A 17,684-nucleotide genomic window follows, 5' to 3' on the forward strand; every position below is an offset into this window, starting at 1 on the left:
GCTTAATCTTAAATATTTCGTATGACACTAAGCATAAACAAATAGAAATCTTTTTATAACCTATAACTTTAAACAGAAACTGTCCTAATGAACATTACTGCCGGAGATAAATAATGGCTTTAGATGGAAGGGATTATACTAAAAGAGATAAAAATGGAAATATTGACTACTCGAAAAACATACATTCTAAAGACTTAGATGAATTTGTAAACGAATCCTATAAAGCTGCGTTGAATGATAAAGAATCCAATGCAAAATACTGTGAATATTGTAAAAAAGAACTTAAAACATCATATAATAGAGAAAAAGTCTTAAAAAATAGAATTCAGGATGGCATAGTTTCTAGCTATTTTGTTAATGAAGTAATAGTGAAGTATGAATCTGAACAGTGTACAACGTGTAAAAAGTATTTTTGTCACGAGTGCATGGATTCAGTTCGTGATATTAGCTATGATGCAGTGTTGAATGGTTTATGTCCAAAATGTTCAAAAAAATTTATAGGGCTGGTTAATGAAATTGAATACAATTCTGCAATAAATAAATCAGAACCAAGTTGTTCCAAAAGAGATGATTTTGTAGAATGCAGACAAGCAGATTTAGTCAAGATTAAAGCCAAACTTGAACCAGTAATTCAACCACCATCTGAACCAGTAATCAAATCAAAACCAAAACCAGTAATTAAACCAGTAATTAAACCAAAAAAGTATGAAATTTCAGAATCCCAATGCAAAGAACATACATATTCAAGAACACGGATAGGAAATGACTTCTCTGGAAGTCAATATGAGGGTGTATGCATTTATTGTGGGAATAAGAAACAAGACTCTGATTTTCCAATATTAAAGCACACAGGAGTACGGAAGAAATCAAATATCCCATATAGTAAGATCTTTACAATTCTTGCACTAATCTCAGTTTTATCGATAATATGGTTTTATGGTGATGATATTTTTCCATCAGATGATTTTAATGAAAATGTGTTTAATCCTTCACTAGGCATAATTAATCTTAAAGCATCTGGCGAACCTGTAGTTTTAATTAACAACGAATCTGCAACTAATCCAACATGGGATGAACTAATAACATTTTTGAAAACAGATGACACAGATAGGATTCTGTATAAAGATGACGTTTTTGTATGTTCTGATTTTGCAGAAAGACTTCATAACAATGCTGAACAAGCAGGAATTAGGGCAGCTTTTGTTACAATATACTTCTATAGTGACAGTGACGGACATGCTTTGAATGCATTTGAAACAACTGATAAAGGGTTAACATATGTAGACTGCACTGGTTCTGATGTTAAGTTACAAGAATTGGATAGCTTTGACAAAATTGCATACGTCGAAAAAGGGAAAGAATACGGCATTGTTTCTATACATTACACAAATACTCCTGAATACGAATTTTACGAACTACGTAAAGATAATGTACGCCTCAGAGGCTTTTTTGAAAGTATGGGTGTTGTCAAAGAAGTAGATATATATTGGAAGTTGTAGTTTTCCGACATATTCAAGTAACTTTAGCAGAATTAAAAAAATGGTAACGACATTGATGGAGATTAACAATGGGGCTAGCTGACAGGGATTATACAAAAAGGGATTCTAAAGGCAATATTAACTATAAAAGGGGTACGAATATCGAAGATTTCGCGCAACGAAGTTATGCCCAATCTGTGAAAAAACGGGATTCAAGCTTATACTCTAAAATAAAAAACAAGATTCGCAGATTATTGAGATTATGAAATAACGGCAGTGTTGAATATAATTTCTTCAAGTTGCAGCTAAATATGAGATTTCAGGAGAGAATGGCATGGGGATTGACAGATTAATACTTGATCAAAAGGAAAAAAGCAAACAATCGATGGAACCTCAAAACATGAATCCGACTGAAACTTGCATAAATGAGGTGCCATTAAACCAACCGTTTAACAAGCAAACTGAAAATACTTCTCCGTCTCTTAAAAATAGAAAAAACGATAACATCGTCATTACAAGAAGTCCTGAACATCAAGAGAAGATTGATAAGGTAAAAAGTATGCTCAATTTGAAATAACTTGTCTGGTTAATCCGTCCCTTGAAATTTGCTTTCCAGGCTCTGTAGACCTTGTTTTCTACTTTATTTTCATAATCACTTTAAATGATTAAACCCTTAAATATACTACAAAGTCATATATTCCCTATTATTTTATACTCTCATCTTCATACTCTACTTCGATTTAATTTATAATCCTAATCACAAAAAGAGGAACCAACATCATGAAAGTAATAGCAATAAACGGCAGCCCACGAAAAGAGGGCAACACAGCCGCTCTCCTGAAAGAGCTTCTTTCGGAGCTTGAGGGCGAGGGCGTGGAGACTGAGCTTATACACATAGGCGGGCAGAAGGTTCATGGATGCACTGCCTGCATGAAGTGCTTTGAGATGAAGAACGGGCAATGCGTGTTCGATGACGACCCGATCAACGGGTGTATCGCGAAGATGAGGGAGGCGGACGGGATCGTTATCGGGTCGCCGACTTACTTTGCTGATGTGTCAACCGAGGTGAAGGCGCTGATTGACCGTGCGGGATTTGTGTCTATAGCGAACGGGGGCTTCCTTGCCAGAAAGGTGGGGGCTGCTGTGGTGGCCGTGCGCAGGGCAGGGGCGGTGCATGCTTATGATTCCATCAACCATCTCTTTGGGATATCCAATATGTTCACCGTGGGCTCTTCTTACTGGAACCTGGGGGTGGGGCTCAATCCGGGGGATGTGATTGATGACGCTGAAGGGATGCAGACCATGAGGGACCTGGCCTCCAACATGGCGTGGCTGCTGAAGAAGATTCATAATAATCCTTAGATTACATTCTGCAGCTCATTTATAGTCCCGGCTCGTCCTTGTCATAAGGATCATGCTGTATGGGGAGGGCGCTTTAAACAGGCGCCGGAACTCGTATCAGGTATGGGGTGGTACTATAAGAGCAGTTGTTTACAAAGGACCTAACAAGGTAGCGGTAGAGGAAGTGGATGAGCCTAAGATCGAGCATCCGGCAGATGCCATCGTCAGGCTGACCTCCACTGCTATCTGCGGAAGCGACCTTCACATGTATGAAGGCAGAACGAACGAAACGCCCGGCAAGATACTGGGTCATGAGCCACTGGGAGTGATAGAGGAAGTCGGCAGTGCCGTGTACTCATACAAGAAAGGGGACCGGGTGGTCGTTAACTTCAATGTGGCCTGCGGGCATTGCATGAATTGTGTCATGGGATTCCCCAGCGCCTGCCTCACCATCAGATCGGAGACCGCAGGAGGAGCTTTCGGGTATGCCAAGATGGGTAAATATGCGGGCGCACAGGCGGAGAAGCTCAGGGTGCCCTTTGCCGACTTCAACTGCACCAAATTGCCGGGTAAGCCTAATGATAAATGGGAGCATGACTTTGTCATGCTGGCCGATATATTCCCGACCGGCTTCTTCGCTACAAAGCTGGCCATGGTAATGCCCGGTTTCCCGGTAGCCGTCTTTGGCGCCGGTCCTGTGGGACTGCTGGCGGCCTACGCAGCAGTACTCCAGGGAGCCGGCCAGGTGTTCGTGGTGGACCACATCCCTGAAAGGCTGAAACTGGCAAAAAGTATAGGTGCTATACCGATCGACTTCACCATGAGCGATCCCGTCGCCCAGATAGAAGCCCTGAGGGCTGAGTTCTCGGTCGTGGACACCGTGCTTCCCGGAGAAGATAAGATGGAAAGTCTTATGTCAGGCATCTCTAAGCTGGCCGAGAGTGCAGGTATTCAGCTTGATGTCGACCGGAGCGATCCTGTAAAGGTCATCCAGACTTTAAGGGCCGTGAATCCCGCGATCGTGCAGTCGCTGCTGCCAGGTGAAGAAAAGATGAAAGGCGTCATGTCCGGCATAGATGCTGTGGGCTACCAGGCCAGGGACAGAACTGATCCTTCAAAGGAGAACCCCACTCAGGTAATAAGTGACCTTGTGAGGCTCATCAACCCCACCGGTCATCTTGCTTTGATCGGTGTCTTTACCGCAGACGACCCGGGAGCTTCCAATGCCCATGCTAAGAAAGGCGAGTTCCTGCTACCCCTCGGTGAACTCTGGGAAAAGGGCATGACCGTAGGTACAGGCCAGACGCCTGTGAAAACCTTCATCATCATGCTAAGGGACCTGATAATTGCAGGAAAGGCGAAGCCCGGTTTCATAGTAAGCCACAGGATATCCTTTGACGAAGTGCCGGATGCCTACAGGAAGTTCGCCAGACGGGAGGACGGTTATACAAAGGTGATAATAGACCCTGCAAAATGATTCTCTCCTTGTTTCATTTTTAAATCCTTACAAACATCTCTGCCGCAGTCCGGAATAGGCAGAGATGTAGATGTTTATATTCACGGGCAAGAATATCTGTTATGGCAACAGAGAATATTGTACCCTTTGATATGGCAAGGATTTTTATAGGCTCCACACCATGGGGATTCCTTCTGGAGGTAATGTTCAGGACTGCTGTACTGTTCCTGATTTCCCTTGTTTTTATGAGACTTCTTGGAAGGAGGACAGTAAGACAGCTTACCCTTTTCGACCAGCTCATAATCATAGCCCTTGGTACTTCCGTAGGTGAACCCATGGTCTACCCGGACACGGCTCTTCTGTGGGGTGTGTTCGTGATAATAACGGTGGTGCTGATGTTCAAACTTCAGAATACATTGCTGAACAGGAGTGCTTTTTATCAGGATATTGCCTTGGGAACACCCCGGAAAATAATAAGTAACGGAGTAATAGATGTAGGAATGATGAACCGAATCTCTACTACCCGTGAAGAGGTTTTCCTTATGCTGAGGAACAAGAGCGTAAGACACTTGGGGGAGCTTGAAGCTGTGTACATTGAGAGAAACGGGAGCTTAAGCATTTACAGGTTTGAACCTGATAAAATGACTCATGGCCTGACCACTTTATCAGATGACCTTCCAGGACATCCGGAGCATCACAGGACTGATACAAAGGTTCTCAGATCAGACTACTATTCATGTTATGTTACCGGGGAGACAAGAAAGCTGAGCGAGGGTGATGTGTTCCCGGCATGTAGGGGAGATCAGTGGATAGAGTCTACGGAACCATGATTCTTTAGAGGACGAGTGAAGAAGCCAATACGTACAGATAAAGTTTCTCAGTTATATTCCCCTTAGTCTCTACTCTCAAAGAGACTCGCTTTAGAGTTCTCACAGGCATAATAAAAAATAAAGGATTAGAGGAAATTATATACTTTTCCTGTCAGGTACTGGCAGTACTCGTAGCTGATGGGTCCTCCTTTGTCAGCTCACAGGTGAATTCCCCGCACTTAAAGCATAGTGCTATATTTCTCTCAAGCACAGCTCGTTATCCTGCAGAATCTGTTCTGCCTTGGTATGCAAACCTTTGTCCCCGTTAGGGCACTGTCTGGCTGTCATTCTAGGACATTTCTCGCAAGCGATTCCGCATATTCCTATTTTCATACAGTATCCTTTCGAAAGCAAATGCTCATTTCCAGGTGATCCTTGCGGGCTCGCGTCCGGGGATGCCATATACTTTGTACTTCGGATATCCGAACATCATGGCATACTGCACTTCATGCCCTTCCGGCAGGCCAAGCTCGTCTTTCAGCTCCTGGCAGTAGGATGCGGCTATCTTGAGGAAGCCCGCCCAGCAGGCACCCAGTCCGAATGCGGGGGCTGCAAGCTCAAACCATGAGAGGGCGATGAGGCTGTCAGTATAAGCCATGGGGTTTGCAGCAGCCGCATAGGCGATGGCAACATGCGGGGCACCACGGCAGATGGGGTCCTTTCCGTTATCATATGCAGCAATAAGTGATGGGAGGATTGGCTTCAGGGGGTGCTCTATGCCGCTGTCCATGATACTGCGCATCCAGTCAATGGTAATGTGCGCGAGTTTACGTACCTGTGCCGGGTCGTGGACAATGAGCCAGTGTACGGGCTGGTTGTTCATCCCGGAAGGCGCATAGCGCACGATATCAATTATGTCCTCTATGGTTTCCCTGTCTACTATCTTATCCTGGTAGTTACGTACAGACCTGCGCTGGCGCATGTACAGTCCAAGGCTTCCGGCAGTGATATCCTGCCTCGCCTCTTCAGAAAGTGTCGGGTAACGGGTATCATACTCAGGCAGGATTGCTCCTTCGGGACAGAAGGCTTCGCAATTACCGCATTTTGTACAGAAGGCTTCGACCTCATCAGGCATGAACGGCATATTGCCTTTACCTTTCATTATCAGGCCAAGAGCGCATATCTCGATGCATGTGCCACATTTCGAACAGGTGTCCGGGTCAATTGCAATGGTTGTCATGGTGTAGAACTCCGCTAATAACTAGCAAGAGATGATAATAAACGTTTGCACTGTTCCCGGTGAGCTCGCACAATATGTCTATATCCTAAAGTGCTGTAGCAATAGCATGGCAAGTTACAAAATGCTCGTAAAGGATGTAATTCATAAAGCAGACATTCTTCTTGAGATAGTGGATGCGCGTTTTCCGCAGGAGACAAGGAACAGTCACGTGGAGGACGATCTAATCCGTATGGGCAAGCCGTTCATAATCGTCCTTAACAAATGTGACCTTGTATCAAAAAAGAGCCTGGATAAGGCCAAATCCTCTCTCTCAACAATCGCTCCAACAGTTTTCGTATCGGGCAAGGACAAGTCCGGCACGACTATCCTGAGGCATAAGATAATGGAACTCGCCGGCATCAACAAACTCAAGGGAGGAGATATCCTGGTCGGGTGTCTTGGCTACCCCAATGTCGGCAAATCCTCTGTGATAAATGGTGTTACCGGGAGGCATAGGGCCGGCACATCATCCATATCCGGCCATACAAAAGGAGTCCAGCTTGTGAACGCAGGCTCAAACATCAAATTCATTGACACTCCCGGAGTGATACCTTTTGATGAACATGATGAATGCATGCAGGGCCTTCTGGGGATAAAGGATGCAACACACCTGAAGGATACTCTTGGAGTGGCCCTCAAGATGGTCGAAATATTATGTTCTGAAAACAAAGCTGCCCTTGAATCATTATACAATGTGACTATCGAAGAGCAGGACGCCTATGAAGTTATCGAACTTATAGGGCAAAAGAGCAATTTCCTGAAGAAAAAGGGCGAGATAGATGAGATGCGGGTTTCCTGGAAGATAATCGATGACTGGCAAAAAGGAATCCTTGTTGTCTGATAGATATGCTTACCCTGTTGTTGTCAAGTCTATGCGTAAATGTTTTAGGCCGGCAGACAACTCTGGAATTGAGGTATCATATGTCTGAAATGTGCGGAAAGTACTTTGGTGTATGCACATCCTATCATCACTCCAAAGGGTGTAATTGCCCCCAGTGTCCTTCCTATCCCGGAAAAGGTACATTCATGTTCTGTGCCAAAGGCAGGAGTTCCAACGTACAGCAAAAAGCAGGATGCTTATGTATCGGGTGTGAGATTCATAGCAAGTTCAGGTTCGAAGGCGAATATTTCTGTCAATAAGTTTGCGAAAATGATTTAATCTGTTATGGGCCTTAGGGTATGGCATGGAAACCGCCATGAGGATTCACTGTTTGCAGCACCTTGAATTTGAAACCCTGGGGAATATCCCCGGCTGGGTGCAGAGCAAGGGGCATATACTCTCCAGGAGTCTTCCGTACATAGAAGCAGAATTCCCGCATAGCGATTCATTTGACCTGCTGATAATTATGGGTGGTCTGATGAGCGTATATCAGGAGAATGAATATCCCTGGCTTCAAAAAGAGAAAGGATTCGTCAGGGGTGCGATAGAGGCTGGCAAGGCTGTCCTTGGAATCTGTTTTGGCGCTCAGATGATATCCGGGGTGCTGGGATGCAGTGTTCACAGGAACGACCTCAGGGAAATCGGATGGCATAAGGTTGAACTGACCTCTGTTCCCCGGAGCGAACCTTTCCAGCAGGGCCTGCCCAGCAGTTTCATTGCTTTCCAGTGGCATGGTGACACTTACGGACTTCCCGCCGGTGCAAGGAGGCTCTTCACATCAGAAGCCTGCAAAGAACAGGGTTTTGTCTACAAGGATAACGTGCTTGCTGTACAGTTTCATCCTGAAGTGAATGAACGATGTATATCCGATCTGATGACAAACTGTGAAGCTGATCTGAAGGATGGAGGTCCGTATGTACAAGGAGAAGCAGGAATCCGTAACCAGCCGGAACTGGTGGAAAGCTCTGCCGGGATAATGTTCTCTATTCTTGACAGATTCGAAGAACTTCACAGGAACACTGCGGCCAGGGTCAAAAGGGGCCTGGTGTGATGTTATATGAAGAGGATATGGGTGCAGATATACTCTCAGTTCGAGAGGGTATGGAATTATGCCGGAAGCGCCCTGTTATCTATTCTGACCTGGATCATCTGAAAAAAGGCTCCACAGGGTTCCTGCACGAGCTTGGCTATTCAAAAGAAAATATAGCTCTGGCTCTTGACCTGGGGGTCCGGGAAGTGGAAAACAATCTTAAAGGACGGGATGCAGGTAGACCTGAATGGCAGTGTCATCCAGTGCATTCTTAAAGATAAAAAATGCGGCTGCGTGTCGAGTTGCTGGAGGATGTTGTTTCGGAGGTCCCTACACTTGCCGGAAAGGTGAAAGGTCAAGAAATTACAGTTTCACTGGAATGGTATTTCTTCTAGACATCTTTTATCGGGTTCTAAAAACCCTGTTCCTTAAAAGTGATCTACGGATGTATTACCTATTTTTAAGGAACTTTATCAGGTCCCTCTGGTCAAATCCATATCCCTGTACGTTATACTTCCCAAGAAGACAGCGTCCGGTTCTTTCCGGCCCATGGAAATCGGAACCACCGGTCATTCTAAGCTCGTTTGAACTTGATATATTAAACATGGTTTCCACTTGCTCTTTTGAACTGTTCCCATAGAACACCTCAAAGCCATCCAGTCCGTAATCTATTAGTGATCTGGTAACAACAGGCAGCAGTTTCATCTCATCATACATTTCCAGTGTCCTGAGGAGGTGCGCACAGACTGCAATACCTCCGGCTTCATGGATGGCCTTTATGATCTCAGCAGCGGGGAACTTTTTCATATCCATGGAATACGGCGAGGTTTCTGCAAGCCACTTGTTGTGGAACTCATAATTATTCATGCCCTTATTTATCACAGACTGCGTGATGTCATGCCGGGTTGGAATTCCGCTGATCTGCTCAAGGGCATGGTAATCTATGATCCATTCATGGGATTCAAGCATTGAACAAACCTTTTCACAATAGTCGTCTGCGTTGTGCTTTGCTTCATCCGTCATTCTAAGGAATGTCTCTTCCTCCCTGTTAAAACCATAGCCAAGAATATGGAGTTCTATTTCGGGAAGGTCGAGTTTGCTCGTGAATTCTATGCCTGGTATAAAGGCAAGATCTCTTCTGGCGCATTCCTTTTCTACAATGTCAAGACCTTCGACTGTATCATGGTCTGTGACACTCAAAGCCCGCAGTCCTGACTCATGTGCCAGTTTCACAAGCTTTGCAGGATCCAGGTCACCGTCTGAAAAGGTTGTATGTGAGTGCAAGTCTACAATAATATCTATTTTTACACCTTCATATGTACGATAAATCTACAAAGAAAATTATTGGTTTTTATCTATATAAACCATCTTAAATAGAAATATTATGCAGTGCGTCTAAAAAAGAATATAGAGGGTTACCCCTCTGTTCCTATGATATTATCTCATCATCTGTTCTTATACCGACTACAATCTCCACAGGGGACACGAATATCTTGCCGTCACCAAATTTGCCTGTGCGCGCGTTCTGTTTGATCGTATCTATGACTGGGTGAACATCACTGTCGCCAATCACCATTTCGATCTCAACTTTTGGTATCATGTCGACCTTTATCTGTTTACCTCTATACTGCAGGCAAATACCTCTCTGTGCACCGCGGCCCTTAACTTCATGCACTGTCATTGCAAAATATCCTTTCTCTTCCAGTGCGGCTTTGACATCATTGAGCTTTTCTGGCCTTATGATCGCTACTACTCTCTTCATTAACATCACCTCAGGCTGTTGTGGATTCTCCATGCTGTGAAATATCCAGTCCTACGTACTCTTCTTCTTCTGTGACACGCAATCCCATTACCTTATCCACTAACTTCGCCAACAGATATGTCATACCAAAGGCGTAAGCCACAGCAACGGATGCATCAAGGATCTGTATGAAGAACTGATTGGCATTGCCATATATCAGGCCGTCAACTCCTCCGATCGCTGCACTTGCGAATATGCCGGTTGCGATGGCACCCCAGAGTCCTCCCATTCCATGAATGGCCCAGGCGTCAAGGCTTTCGTCAAGTCCCCTGCGCACACGGAAGAGCAGTGCACCATAACACAAAAGCCCTGCAAATCCTCCGATGAAAATTGCAGACATCGGGCTGACAAATCCGCATCCGGGTGTTATGGCCACAAGACCTGCAATGGCTCCACTGATCATCCCCAGGGAGCTTGGCTTGCCCTTGAGCCATGATGCGGCCATCCAGGTTATGGCACCGGCTGAAGCCGAGATGTTAGTGGTCACAAGTGCGTTGACTGCGGTCCCGTTGGCTGAGAGTGCACTTCCGGCATTGAATGCGAACCATCCAAACCACAGAAGCGCTCCTCCAAGCAGTGTTGTGGTAATGTTCTCTGCTTCCATGCTGTATTTCCCATAATCCATACGGTTGCCTATAACAAGCGCCAGTGCAAGGGCGCCGAATCCTGAGCTGATGTGGACCACAGTACCTCCTGCAAAGTCAAGAGCACCGAGTGAATGAGCCCATCCGCCTCCCCAGGACCAGTGTGCAAGGGGGTCATACACCAGGGTTGTCCAAAGCAGGCCAAGCACTATAAAAGAACTGAACTTGATACGCTCTGCAATACCGGATGTGAGGATTGCAAGGGTCACACCAGCAAAAACAAGCTGGAATGCCATGAAGAGCAAGTCCGGTATGCCTTCTCCGTCAAGTCCCACTCCTCTAAGGCCTATATGGTCCAGTCCTCCTATGAATCCGCATATGTCTGTCCCGAAAGAAAGCGAATAGCCAAGAAGTACCCACTGGATACTTACTATCGCAAAGGCGATGAAGGACAAAGCTATCATCGATATGAGGTTCTTCTTGCGTACCATGCCTCCATAGAAAAGCCCGACGCCCGGTGTCATCAGCATCACAAGGGCTGTGCATATAATGATAAACGCTGTGTCTCCTGTATCTAACGCCACTTCAGCTCACCTTTTTTAACATAAATACCGTTTTTCTGAAATCTCTGTCCCGGTTGTTCTTTTCCATAAGCTTCACCAATACTTTTGCCCGTGCATAATTGAAATAATGTTCCTACTTCCTAGCTTATACTATTTAAAATTTTCTGAACATTAGTAGTTCTGCTCTGAATTCAAAACATTATCCATGGCACATGGATAGATGCCCGGGATGATACGAAAAACTGAAATTGAGGTTGACGATCGGAATGCCAAAAGCATTGCTAAAAGATCACTTCGGTTAGATACGCCTATAAACTCCTCTTTCTTTTCGATAACTACCTTTTTCCGCTTTTGTATTTCAGATTCCTGTTCAAAGGCTATTTATTTCTATATGAGTTATACCACTCCACACAGTTCATTTTGATCATACTTACGGAGAATAAAGAATGGCAATCCATCCAATAGAATATCGCTATGGTACAGACGAGATGAAACATGTCTGGAGTGAGGCGAACCGCCTTGAGAAGGTCATGAAGGTCGAGGCATCGCTTGCCAGGGCTGAAGCAGATATCGGTCTTATTCCCCGGGAAGCTGCAGAAATTATTGAAAAGAGCATCAGTGCCGTGGAGCTTGAAAGAGTAAACGAGATAGAGGACGAGATCCACCACGATATGATGGCTGTCGTGATAGCCATCTCTGAGAAATGTGCAGGAGATGCCGGTAAATGGGTACACTTCGGTGCAACTTCCAATGACATGCTGGACACAGCAACAGCTCTTCAGTTCAGGGAAGCTGTGGCAATTCTGGAAGAGAAGATGCACAGGTTGCTGGACGTGCTTCTGGTACAGGCTAACGATCACAAGCACCTCGTGTGTGCAGGAAGGACTCATGGGCAGATAGGCGTACCCACTACCTACGGGTTGCGCTTTGCCATCTGGGCATCCGAGGTCGGACGTCATATCGAGCGTCTGGAGCAGCTCAAACCACGCCTGCTGGTAGGACAGATGACTGGCGCGGTGGGAACACAGGCTGCTTTTGGCAAGGATGGCATCGAGATCCAGAAACGCTCCATGGGATACCTTGGTATCGGCGCCGTGGATGTTTCCAATCAGATCATCCAGAGGGACCGCCATGCAGAGTTTGTGATGTGGATGGCCACCACCGTGACCACACTGGATAAGATCGGTACTGAGATCCGCTCCCTGCAGAGAAGTGAGATCGCCGAGGTGGAAGAGAGCTTCAGGAAGAAACAGGTAGGTTCGTCCACGATGCCCCACAAGCGCAACCCCATCAAATCCGAGCAGATATGCGGACTTGCAAGGATAGTGCGCGCCATGGTGGAGCCTGAACTGCTGAACAACACTCTCTGGGACGAGCGCGACCTGACCAACTCTTCATGCGAGCGCGTGGTTTTCCCGGAAGCCTGCATCCTGACCGATCATATCATTAAGCTCGGTATCGGCGTTATTGAGAACCTCAGGTTCTATCCTGAAAATATTCGTCGCAATCTGGACCTGCTCAGGGGTCTGAACATGGGAGAGGCTGTCATGATAGAACTTGCAAAGCGAGGCGTCGGCCGCCAGGAAGCCCATGAGCTTGTGCGCTCCAGTGCCATGGAATCTCACGAATCTGGCAAGCACTTCAAGGATGTCCTGCTGGCTAACCCGGATATTGCAAAATATCTGAATGAAACTGATATCATTAACCTGGTGGACCCGGACAGGTACATAGGCACCGCTGTGGAACAGGTTGAAGCTGTCGTTGAAAAACTGAAGAGAAATTGATAGGGGGTTTTGATAACCCTCAATATTATTTTTAAGATAAGGTCCTTAATCTACCTTCTCATATTTGGACGGAGGCGCTCCGCAGATCGGACAGTTTCCTTCAGGTTCGCCCTCATGGGTATGCCCGCAGACACTGCATACGTAGTAGTCTGTTTCCGTATTATTCCCGATTTCCTCCAGAGCTTTCTCATACAGTCTGGCATGGATCTTTTCCACTTTGTTGGCAACCTCAAAGCTCCAGAGCGCCCTGTTGTCCCCTTCGTTCTTTGCTTCTTCAATGAACTTGGGGTACATGTCCTCAAATTCGTATGTCTCTCCGGCTATGGCCTCTTTCAGGTTATCCACTGTGGTTCCGATACCACCCATGCGCTGAAGGTGGTTGAAAGCGTGGACAGTTTCAGCAGCAGCAGCAGCTCTGAAAAGTTTAGCTATCTGAGAATACCCTTCCTGGTCTGCTTTCTTTGCAAAAGCCAGGTAGGCCCTGTTTGCCATCGACTCGCCTGTAAATGCTGCTTTAAGGTTATCTTTTGAGCTTATGTATATCTCCCCATTTGATCTTTAATGTTCTTTTACCCTATTTATCGTCTCATATATTATTTTAGCGTCCAGAGTAACTGACATTTAACTATCAAAGCATCTGGTAAGGCAGAGCTTGTGGAATACTGTGGCCTGCTCATAGAATACAGGGAGTAAGCAGACTGTCAGAGGATCAGCGACAAAAAAGGAGCATTACTACAATACCGGCATGTCTGGAAATGATTAAAAATGGAATTGCTAACCGGGATGGCTAGCTTTCTTTATTCAAATGGACCTTAACAAACTTCCAGAGCCCTCAGGAGTTGCTTGAGATCCGCCTTGGCGCTCTCGACGAAAGCACCCCTTGTGCCTGAGATGATGATGGTCCAGTCCCCGCCGCTGTACATCCAGTTATGCTGGGGTACCCAGTTCATCTTGTAAAGTTCTGTATAAGCGCTTGCCAGAGCATCGAACATCATATTCACCGCTCCGCAGAACTTGGCGGTCGTCTGGGCCATTTCTTTTGGCATCTCCATTTTGGCCTTATAATCCACAAGTTTTCCTTCCGTATTGAATATGCCGGCTGCCATTACGCCTTCAAATTTCAGAAGCTCATCTAACGATAGGTTACACTCTTTTCTTTCCATACTCTTACCCCACTTCAAATGAAGATGATTTTGATCATCCCTATCAAAATAGAGGCATATTGCCTTATATAAGTATGTGGCAGTGCATCTTTAATTTTTTAAAATGAGTTCGTTGTAGGCGTAACCTGCTTCACGGGCCTGCAATGTGGGAAATCTCACTTTGCCAGCACTTTTCTCAGGAACTGTCCCGTATGGGATACCTCGTTCTTTGCAATATCCTCGGGTGTCCCTTCTGCAATAACCTCCCCGCCTCTGGCACCGCCCTCGGGTCCCATGTCAATGACCCAGTCTGCAGTCTTTATCACATCGAGGTTATGCTCGATGACTATTACTGTGTTGCCTGCTTCCACAAGTCTCTGGAGAACTTCAAGGAGCTTCTTCACGTCATCGAAATGCAGTCCCGTGGTAGGCTCGTCAAGGATATAGACGGTCTTGCCGGTGGAGCGCTTGCTCAGCTCGGTCGCCAGTTTGACCCTCTGGGCCTCGCCACCTGACAGGGTCGTGGACGACTGGCCTAGTTTTATGTATCCCAGCCCCACATCGTAAAGTGTCCGGAGCTTACGGTTGATGGCCGGTATGTTCTCAAGGAATCCAAGGGCTTCCTCAACAGTCATATCCAGCACTTCGGCTATGTTCTTGTCCTTGTACGTGACTTCCAGTGTCTCACGGTTGTAGCGCTTTCCGTGGCACACTTCACAGGGTACGTACACATCCGGCAGGAAATGCATTTCGATAGTGATTATTCCATCGCCGGAGCATGCCTCGCACCTGCCGCCACGCACATTGAAACTGAAACGGCCTGCCTGGTATCCCCTTGCACGTGAGGTCTTTGTCTGCGCAAAAAGCTCCCTGATAGGAGTGAAGAGATTAGTATAGGTAGCGGGATTTGATCTTGGAGTTCTTCCGATAGGTGACTGGTCGATGGTTATGACCTTATCCACGTGCTCAAGGCCCTCTATTTCCCTGAACCTCCCTGGTATTTCCCTGGCCTTGTTAAGTCTTTTCGCAAGCACCTTGTTCAGGGTCTCATTGATCAATGTGCTCTTGCCAGAACCGGATACCCCGGTAACGCAGACGAGTATGCCCAATGGGAACGAGACATCCACATCTTTGAGATTATTCTCGCCGGCTCCATACAGCATAAGCAGGTTCTTCGACTTACGCCTCTTCTCCGGGATATCTATCTTCAGTTTGCCGCTCAGGTATTTTCCAGTGTTGGAGTCTTCGCTATCCATTATCTCTTCAGGGCTGCCTTCTGCAACTATTTCTCCTCCATGGATACCGGCTCCAGGACCCATATCAACTACGTGGTCCGCGCTGCAGATAGTTTCCTCATCGTGTTCCACCACAAGTACGGTGTTGCCGATGTCCCTCAGGTGCCTCAGGGTGTTGATGAGCCGCAGGTTGTCTCTCTGATGCAGGCCGATACTGGGCTCGTCAAGAATGTACAGTACTCCCATCAGGCTTGAGCCGATCTGGGTCGCAAGCCGGATACGCTGTGCCTCTCCTCCGGAAAGGGTTGCAGCCGACCTACTCAATGTCAGGTAATCCAGTCCTACATCCACCAGGAATCCAAGCCTGGCTTTTATCTCTTTCAGGATAAGGCGGGCAATGGCATATTCACGTTCGTTGAGCTTGGTTTCCAGCATCTGGAAGAAGTGCAGGCATTGTTCGACCGACATCCTGGTAACTTCTATGATGTTGTAGCCGTCAACCTTTACTGCGAGGCTGGCAGGCTTGAGCCTTTTCCCCTGGCACACAGGGCAGGGTTTCGTACTGATATATCGTTGCATCCTGTCCTTGCTGCTCTCGGATTCCGTTTTATCAAATACCTTGGATAGATTTGCAATAACTCCCTTGAACCTGCCAGTGTGTCTCCAGGTGCCCCCATTCCTGCCGGTGTGGGAGAAGGGTATGGGTTCCTCGCTACCGTATAATATGATGTGCTGTATCTCCGGGTCCAGTTTGCTAAACGGTGTATCCATGGAGAATTTCTTGTACCTGGCAAGCGATTCCAGGGATTGCATGTAGTAGCCGTCCTTGGTCTTGCTGTCCCACGGCTCGATGGCACCCTGAGCCAGGGTCAGTGTCTTGTCCGGCACTATCAGGTCCGGGTCAAATTCCATAGAAGTGCCAAGTCCGTGGCATTCCGGACATGCACCCTGCGGACTATTAAAAGAGAATGCTGCAGGCTCCATTTCTTCAAAGCCGATGCCACATTCTGAGCAGGCCAGGTTCTCGCTGAAAGTCATTTCCTCGCCATCAACTATCTGCACTGTTAGGGTGCCTCCGCCCTTTTCAAGAGCAGTTTCCACCGATTCTGATAATCTTTCCTCGATGCCTTTCTTTATTACGAGCCTGTCCACAAGTACTTCGATATTGTGCTTGACATAGCGTTCAAGATCGATACTGTCCACATCTTCCAGCGAGTGGATCTCGCCATCTATACGTGCCCTTGTGAAACCGTCGGCAAGCAGGTCAGCGAGCAGTTTCCTGTACTCTCCTTTCCTTTCCCTTACGACCGGAGCAAGCACATGTATCTTTGAATCCTCCGGGAGTTTCATTATGCTGTCCACTATCTGGTCCACACTCTGGGTCTCAATGATCCTTCCACATTGTGGACAGTGCCTGATGCCTATTCTGGCATAGAGCAGCCTGAGATAATCATATATCTCGGTCACCGTACCCACAGTTGATCTGGGGTTCTTGCTTGTGGTCTTCTGCTCGATGGATATGGCCGGGGACAATCCCTCTATGTATTCCACATCAGGCTTTTCCATAAGCCCCAGGAACTGCCTAGCATAAGCTGAGAGCGACTCCACATACCTTCTCTGCCCTTCGGCGTAGATGGTATCAAAAGCAAGGGATGATTTCCCGGAACCGCTGAGCCCTGTTATCACAATAAGCTTATCCCGGGGCAGGGTCAGGTCAAGGTTCTTAAGGTTATGTTCCTTTGCACCTTTTATTACTATATTACTTAAGGACATGTCTATATTTTCATAAGGTGGTTAGTAAGTAAAGTTTGCGGTAACTATGCTTTGAAATTAATTTCACGATGAATTAAGGAAGGATGCCTGTAACTTCAGTTGCAGGAGGAATTCCGTTAACTACAACGATCTAGCCTTTCTTTTAGATCTGAACCAGAATACTTTCAGTCTACTTACTGTACTTTAAAGTCATATGTATCCATATATTTTATGTGATAGCATGCTCCTAACAATAAAAAGTAAATTAGTAACCACTCAGGAACAACATGACCAGTTACTGAGAACAATGGAATCCTTCAATGAAGCATGCAATTACATTTCAGATTTCGCATACCACAAGCAAATATTCAGTAAATACCAATTGCAGAAACATCTCTACTATGAGATCAGAGATAAATTCTCATTATCCTCTCAGTTAGATGTCAGGGCACTTGCAAAAGTAGCTGAAAGCTACAAAGTTGACACAAAAGTACCCCATCAATTCCAACCACGTGGAGCTGTTGTTTACGATCAGAGGATACTATCCATA

At 46.3% G+C, this 17,684-nt stretch carries 17 protein-coding genes and 1 pseudogene; 11 read left to right on the forward strand and 7 right to left on the reverse strand.

From position 1 onward, the window contains the following. Positions 1-113 precede the first annotated feature (113 nt). The 5 genes from QZZ22_RS13085 to QZZ22_RS13105 all read left to right on the forward strand — a co-directional run bounded on the left by QZZ22_RS13085 (position 114) and on the right by QZZ22_RS13105 (position 5,105). Entirely contained in the window at positions 114-1,499 is a 1,386-nt protein-coding gene (locus QZZ22_RS13085; protein WP_292465656.1) for a hypothetical protein, read from the forward strand. Positions 1,500-1,812: 313 nt separating this feature from the next. After that, positions 1,813-2,055 (forward strand): hypothetical protein, encoded by a 243-nt coding sequence (locus QZZ22_RS13090; protein WP_292465659.1) that lies wholly within the window; start codon positions 1,813-1,815, stop codon positions 2,053-2,055. 203 nt (positions 2,056-2,258) lie between these two features. Continuing rightward, complete coding sequence (locus QZZ22_RS13095; protein ID WP_292465662.1) at positions 2,259-2,840, forward strand: flavodoxin family protein; 582 nt, start codon at positions 2,259-2,261, stop codon at positions 2,838-2,840. Between the two features lie 52 nt (positions 2,841-2,892). After that, positions 2,893-4,296, forward strand: a complete 1,404-nt coding sequence (locus tag QZZ22_RS13100; protein WP_292465666.1) for a glutathione-independent formaldehyde dehydrogenase — start codon at positions 2,893-2,895, stop codon at positions 4,294-4,296. Positions 4,297-4,397: 101 nt separating this feature from the next. Then, positions 4,398-5,105: a YetF domain-containing protein gene (locus QZZ22_RS13105; RefSeq protein ID WP_292465669.1), complete on the forward strand. Its 708-nt coding sequence runs from the start codon at positions 4,398-4,400 to the stop codon at positions 5,103-5,105. A gap of 397 nt (positions 5,106-5,502) precedes the next feature. Here QZZ22_RS13105 and QZZ22_RS13110 read toward each other — a convergent pair whose 3' ends face one another. After that, positions 5,503-6,324, reverse strand: coding sequence for a nitroreductase family protein (locus QZZ22_RS13110; RefSeq protein WP_292465672.1), 822 nt, complete (start codon positions 6,322-6,324; stop codon positions 5,503-5,505). A gap of 106 nt (positions 6,325-6,430) precedes the next feature. Here QZZ22_RS13110 and QZZ22_RS13115 point away from each other — a divergent pair, with 106 nt between their 5' ends. From QZZ22_RS13115 to QZZ22_RS13130, 4 genes are all read left to right on the forward strand, one after another. Beyond that, complete coding sequence (locus tag QZZ22_RS13115) at positions 6,431-7,204, forward strand: GTPase (RefSeq protein WP_292465675.1); 774 nt, start codon at positions 6,431-6,433, stop codon at positions 7,202-7,204. 80 nt (positions 7,205-7,284) lie between these two features. Next, on the forward strand, positions 7,285-7,503 hold the full coding sequence (locus QZZ22_RS13120; protein ID WP_292465677.1) for a DUF2769 domain-containing protein: 219 nt from the start codon (positions 7,285-7,287) through the stop codon (positions 7,501-7,503). A 44-nt stretch (positions 7,504-7,547) separates the two neighbouring features. Beyond that, a complete protein-coding gene (locus QZZ22_RS13125) occupies positions 7,548-8,294 on the forward strand; it encodes a type 1 glutamine amidotransferase (RefSeq protein ID WP_292465680.1) in 747 nt (248 codons plus the stop codon). After that, entirely contained in the window at positions 8,294-8,548 is a 255-nt protein-coding gene (locus QZZ22_RS13130) for a hypothetical protein (protein WP_292465683.1), read from the forward strand. The genes QZZ22_RS13125 and QZZ22_RS13130 overlap by 1 nt, the downstream gene beginning before the upstream one ends. Positions 8,549-8,723: 175 nt before the next feature. Here the strand turns inward: QZZ22_RS13130 and QZZ22_RS13135 are convergent, their stop codons facing one another. The 3 genes from QZZ22_RS13135 to QZZ22_RS13145 all read right to left on the reverse strand — a co-directional run bounded on the left by QZZ22_RS13135 (position 8,724) and on the right by QZZ22_RS13145 (position 11,242). Then, the gene (locus QZZ22_RS13135) at positions 8,724-9,557 is read right to left on the reverse strand and encodes a PHP domain-containing protein (RefSeq protein ID WP_292465686.1); all 834 of its coding nucleotides are present in this window, start codon (positions 9,555-9,557) and stop codon (positions 8,724-8,726) included. Positions 9,558-9,702: 145 nt separating this feature from the next. Further along, positions 9,703-10,035: a P-II family nitrogen regulator gene (locus tag QZZ22_RS13140; protein ID WP_292465688.1), complete on the reverse strand. Its 333-nt coding sequence runs from the start codon at positions 10,033-10,035 to the stop codon at positions 9,703-9,705. Between the two features lie 10 nt (positions 10,036-10,045). Further along, entirely contained in the window at positions 10,046-11,242 is a 1,197-nt protein-coding gene (locus tag QZZ22_RS13145) for an ammonium transporter (protein ID WP_292465691.1), read from the reverse strand. Positions 11,243-11,667: 425 nt separating this feature from the next. Here QZZ22_RS13145 and purB point away from each other — a divergent pair, with 425 nt between their 5' ends. Continuing rightward, a complete protein-coding gene (purB, locus tag QZZ22_RS13150; RefSeq protein WP_292465694.1) occupies positions 11,668-13,005 on the forward strand; it encodes an adenylosuccinate lyase in 1,338 nt (445 codons plus the stop codon). A 45-nt stretch (positions 13,006-13,050) separates the two neighbouring features. Here purB and QZZ22_RS13155 read toward each other — a convergent pair whose 3' ends face one another. The 3 genes from QZZ22_RS13155 to uvrA form a co-directional block, all read right to left on the reverse strand. Continuing rightward, entirely contained in the window at positions 13,051-13,542 is a 492-nt protein-coding gene (locus QZZ22_RS13155; RefSeq protein ID WP_292465701.1) for a rubrerythrin family protein, read from the reverse strand. A 275-nt stretch (positions 13,543-13,817) separates the two neighbouring features. Then, on the reverse strand, positions 13,818-14,168 hold the full coding sequence (locus tag QZZ22_RS13160; protein WP_292465695.1) for a DUF2173 family protein: 351 nt from the start codon (positions 14,166-14,168) through the stop codon (positions 13,818-13,820). A 155-nt stretch (positions 14,169-14,323) separates the two neighbouring features. Next, on the reverse strand, positions 14,324-17,155 hold the full coding sequence (gene uvrA, locus QZZ22_RS13165; protein ID WP_292465698.1) for an excinuclease ABC subunit UvrA: 2,832 nt from the start codon (positions 17,153-17,155) through the stop codon (positions 14,324-14,326). A gap of 220 nt (positions 17,156-17,375) precedes the next feature. Between uvrA and QZZ22_RS13170 the strand changes: the two are divergent. Continuing rightward, positions 17,376-17,684: pseudogene (locus QZZ22_RS13170) on the forward strand (RNA-guided endonuclease TnpB family protein); the annotation flags it as partial.

Origin of the sequence: Methanolobus sp. (assembly GCF_016278365.1) — an archaeon.
GTDB lineage: Archaea > Halobacteriota > Methanosarcinia > Methanosarcinales > Methanosarcinaceae > Methanolobus.

Excerpts from the sequence above, each read along its gene's own strand:
- QZZ22_RS13105 (WP_292465669.1), top strand. The coding sequence starts at position 4,398 with ATGGCAACAGAGAATATTGTACCCTTTGATATGGCAAGGATTTTTATA.
- QZZ22_RS13125 (WP_292465680.1), top strand. The coding sequence starts at position 7,548 with ATGGAAACCGCCATGAGGATTCACTGTTTGCAGCACCTTGAATTTGAA.
- QZZ22_RS13090 (WP_292465659.1), top strand. The coding sequence starts at position 1,813 with ATGGGGATTGACAGATTAATACTTGATCAAAAGGAAAAAAGCAAACAA.
- QZZ22_RS13130 (WP_292465683.1), top strand. The coding sequence starts at position 8,294 with ATGTTATATGAAGAGGATATGGGTGCAGATATACTCTCAGTTCGAGAG.
- QZZ22_RS13110 (WP_292465672.1), bottom strand. The coding sequence starts at position 6,324 with ATGACAACCATTGCAATTGACCCGGACACCTGTTCGAAATGTGGCACA.
- QZZ22_RS13095 (WP_292465662.1), top strand. The coding sequence starts at position 2,259 with ATGAAAGTAATAGCAATAAACGGCAGCCCACGAAAAGAGGGCAACACA.
- QZZ22_RS13100 (WP_292465666.1), top strand. The coding sequence starts at position 2,893 with ATGCTGTATGGGGAGGGCGCTTTAAACAGGCGCCGGAACTCGTATCAG.
- QZZ22_RS13160 (WP_292465695.1), bottom strand. The coding sequence starts at position 14,168 with ATGGAAAGAAAAGAGTGTAACCTATCGTTAGATGAGCTTCTGAAATTT.
- QZZ22_RS13120 (WP_292465677.1), top strand. The coding sequence starts at position 7,285 with ATGTCTGAAATGTGCGGAAAGTACTTTGGTGTATGCACATCCTATCAT.
- purB (WP_292465694.1), top strand. The coding sequence starts at position 11,668 with ATGGCAATCCATCCAATAGAATATCGCTATGGTACAGACGAGATGAAA.
- uvrA (WP_292465698.1), bottom strand. The coding sequence starts at position 17,155 with ATGTCCTTAAGTAATATAGTAATAAAAGGTGCAAAGGAACATAACCTT.
- QZZ22_RS13115 (WP_292465675.1), top strand. The coding sequence starts at position 6,431 with ATGGCAAGTTACAAAATGCTCGTAAAGGATGTAATTCATAAAGCAGAC.
- QZZ22_RS13085 (WP_292465656.1), top strand. The coding sequence starts at position 114 with ATGGCTTTAGATGGAAGGGATTATACTAAAAGAGATAAAAATGGAAAT.
- QZZ22_RS13140 (WP_292465688.1), bottom strand. The coding sequence starts at position 10,035 with ATGAAGAGAGTAGTAGCGATCATAAGGCCAGAAAAGCTCAATGATGTC.